The organism is Azonexus sp., from assembly GCF_036170495.1.
GTDB lineage: Bacteria > Pseudomonadota > Gammaproteobacteria > Burkholderiales > Rhodocyclaceae > Azonexus.
On sequence record NZ_JAVHPH010000286.1, the window covers coordinates 1 to 2,914 of the forward strand.

Below are 2,914 nucleotides of genomic sequence, written 5' to 3' on the forward strand. Positions count from 1 at the left end.
TCGATCGATTGCGCCGCGCCGTACCAGTTGTCGTCGTACTTGGTCGCCAAACCGAACGGTGCGCCGATGCCCAGGCCGACATAAACGTCTTTGGCAAGGCGCCAGGACATATAGGCATTCGGAACGAAGCCCACCGTTCCGCCATCGCTGTTTCCGGCCAGCGTGGCACCGGTCGAAGAAGTGGTGTTGTTGAACTGATAATTGGCGCTGATCACGCTAACGCCAGCCGATACCTCCCGGTCCTGAAGCTGGGTCATGCCAGCCGGGTTATAAAAGATCGTGCTGGCGTTGTCAGCGATGGCCGCCGAACCGGCGTAGGCGTTGCCGAGGCCGCTGGCGTTTTGCTCCAGCAACTGGAAACCCGCCGCAGCGGCACTGCCGGAAAAGGCAATGGCGATGAGCGCCGGGATGAGGCGCAGATTGGTTTTGGTCATTGATTTGTCTCCTGTTTTGTTTTGTTGGGAGGAACTCTCCCGTCACTACCACTACGATTAAATCCCAAACATGCGCATGAAACGCCGTTTGAATTGCATTATTTCAAACGCTCGTTGGAAATAAACAACACGACTACTCCTGTCCCTGCCGAAAGTGGATTGGCCCGCCGGTGAAGGGGGCAAAGCCAGTGCCAAAAATTACGCCGGCATCGGCCAATTCTGAATCTGCAACAACACCATCGGCGACGAGTTTTTCCACCCGGTCGATGAGCGGTGTAACGAGTTTTTCGGCCAGACCGGCCGGTACGCTGCCCGCCGCAGCCTTGGCCGCCTTGCCGGACGACCAGTCGTAGAAGCCCTGGCCGCTCTTCTTGCCGAGCTCCTTTTTCTCGACGCGGTCGATCAGACAACGCGGCGCCTCGGCCCCGCCAGCCAGTTGCTGGCCGGCGGCCATGGCGATGTCGAGGCCGACGGTGTCGACCAGTTCGATCGGACCCATCGGCATGCCGAAGGCGAGCATGGCTTCGTCGACCGTTTCCGGCGAGACGCCCTCGTCGACCGCCCGCATGGCGGCCAGCATGTAGGGCGCCAACACGGCGTTGACCAGGAAGCCCGGCGCGCTTTTCACCGGCAGCGGCAGCTTGTCGATCTGTTTCACAAACGCGCAGGCGGCTTGCACGGCGGCAGGATCGGCGCCTTCAGCCTCGACGACTTCGACCAGCGGCATCATCGCCACCGGGTTGAAGAAATGGATGCCGACCAGACGTTCCGGTTTGGCGAGCACCGTGCGCAGGTCTTCGAGCTTGAGGCTGGAGGTGTTGGTGGCGAGCACGGCGCCCGGTTTCAGCTTCGCTTCGAGCGCCTTGAACAGCGCGTGCTTGGCTTCGACGTTCTCGAAGATGGCTTCGATGACCACGTCGGCGTGCGCCACGCCATCGCCGTTCGGGTCGGGAATCAGGCGATCGAAAGCATCGCGGATTTTGAGCGGCTCGCGCAGACGCTTGGTGAACAGGGCGTGGGCGCGCTTGAGGGCTGGCGCGATGCGTTCCAGCGTCTGGTCCTGCAGCGTCACCGTCATGCCGCGCAGGGCACACCAGGCGGCGATGTCGCCACCCATGACGCCGGCACCGATGACATGCACCCGCTTGGCCGTGAAATCGGATGCCTTGCCGAAGCCCTTGAGGCGTTCCTGCAGGTGATAGACGCGGAGCAGATTGCGCGCCGTCGGCGAGGTGATAATGCGGTCGATGACCTCCGGCGCGGCCAGCGCATTACCGTCGTGCCTAGCCCACAAATCAATGATGGCGTAGGGCGCCGGGTAGTGTTCCGGCCGGGCTTTTTTGGCCACCTGCTGGCGCGCACCGTTGGCGACGACCAATTTGAGCGGGCCGTTGAGCAGGCGCTGCATGAAGGGTAGCGGTCGGCGCGGCTGGCCGGAAAGCAGCAGTTGGCGGGCGGCCATTTCCATGACGCGCGGCGGCACGCAATCATCGGCTAGCCCCATCTTCTTGGCCCGCTTGGCGTCGATGGTCTTGCCAGTCAGCATCAGGTCGAGCGCTGCCGCCGGCCCGACGCGCTGCGGCAGCCGCAGCATGCCGCCCCAGCCGGGGAAGATGCCGAGCATAACTTCCGGCAGGCCCATCTTGGTGCCGGCTTCGTCCACCGCCAGCAGGTAGCGGCAAGCCAGCGCCAGTTCCAGACCGCCGCCCAGGCAGTGGCCACGGACCAGGGCCAGCGTCGGGTAGGGCACGGCAGCCAGCCGGTTGAACAGGTTCCAGCCGCGGGCGACCAGTTGCCGCCCCTTCTCCGCCGTATCGAGTTGCGAGAACTCGCCGATGTCGGCGCCGGCGATGAAGCCGGCTTCCTTGCCGGAGCGAAAAATCAAGCCGGCTGGCGGCGCCCGGTCGAGGCTATCGAGAATTTGTGCCAGTTCGGCCATCAGCGCCGCCGACAAGGCATTGGTCGCCTCCCCGGCCCGGTCCAGCGTAGCGACGGCGATGCCCTGCGCGTCGCGCGTCAATCGCCAGTGGTGCAGATTCAGTTGCATATTCTTCCTTATTGCGGACGGTGAGCGCTGGCAGCAAAGGCCAGCGACAGCGCACCGGGCCCGACATTGACCGCCGCCGTCTTGCTCATCGGCGAAACCAGCAGCTCGACAGCGTGCTTTTCGGCCGTTCTGGCCAACCGGGCATAGCCCGGCAGCGCCTGCACAGCGGCCGGCTCGCCGCCGTAACTCAGGCAAATCACCGGCGCATCGAGCCCTTCACTCACCCGGCGCACGGCCCGCTCGAACAATTGTTCAACGCCGGCGGCAAAGCCGCGCACCTTATCGACCGTGCTGGTCACGTCGCGATGGCAATGCAGGACGGGTTTGACGTCAAGCCACGAACCCAGCGTGTAGGCGCTCCAGCCGAGACTGGTGTCACCCTTTTTGGAGGCCCGCTTGTAGATGTGAAAAAGATCGGCCGGCACCAGGTAGG

The 2,914-nt window shown here is 63.8% G+C and carries 3 protein-coding genes; all 3 read right to left on the reverse strand.

Annotation, left to right across the window (positions count from 1 at the left end; genetic code table 11):
* A partial coding sequence (locus tag ADADOO_RS10225; protein ID WP_511277263.1) for an OmpP1/FadL family transporter occupies positions 1–434 on the reverse strand: 434 nt, incomplete at its 3' end.
* Between the two features lie 133 nt (positions 435–567).
* The gene (locus tag ADADOO_RS10230) at positions 568–2,481 is read right to left on the reverse strand and encodes a 3-hydroxyacyl-CoA dehydrogenase NAD-binding domain-containing protein (protein ID WP_511277264.1); all 1,914 of its coding nucleotides are present in this window, start codon (positions 2,479–2,481) and stop codon (positions 568–570) included.
* Positions 2,482–2,489: 8 nt separating this feature from the next.
* A partial coding sequence (locus tag ADADOO_RS10235; protein ID WP_511277266.1) for a DegV family protein occupies positions 2,490–2,914 on the reverse strand: 425 nt, incomplete at its 5' end.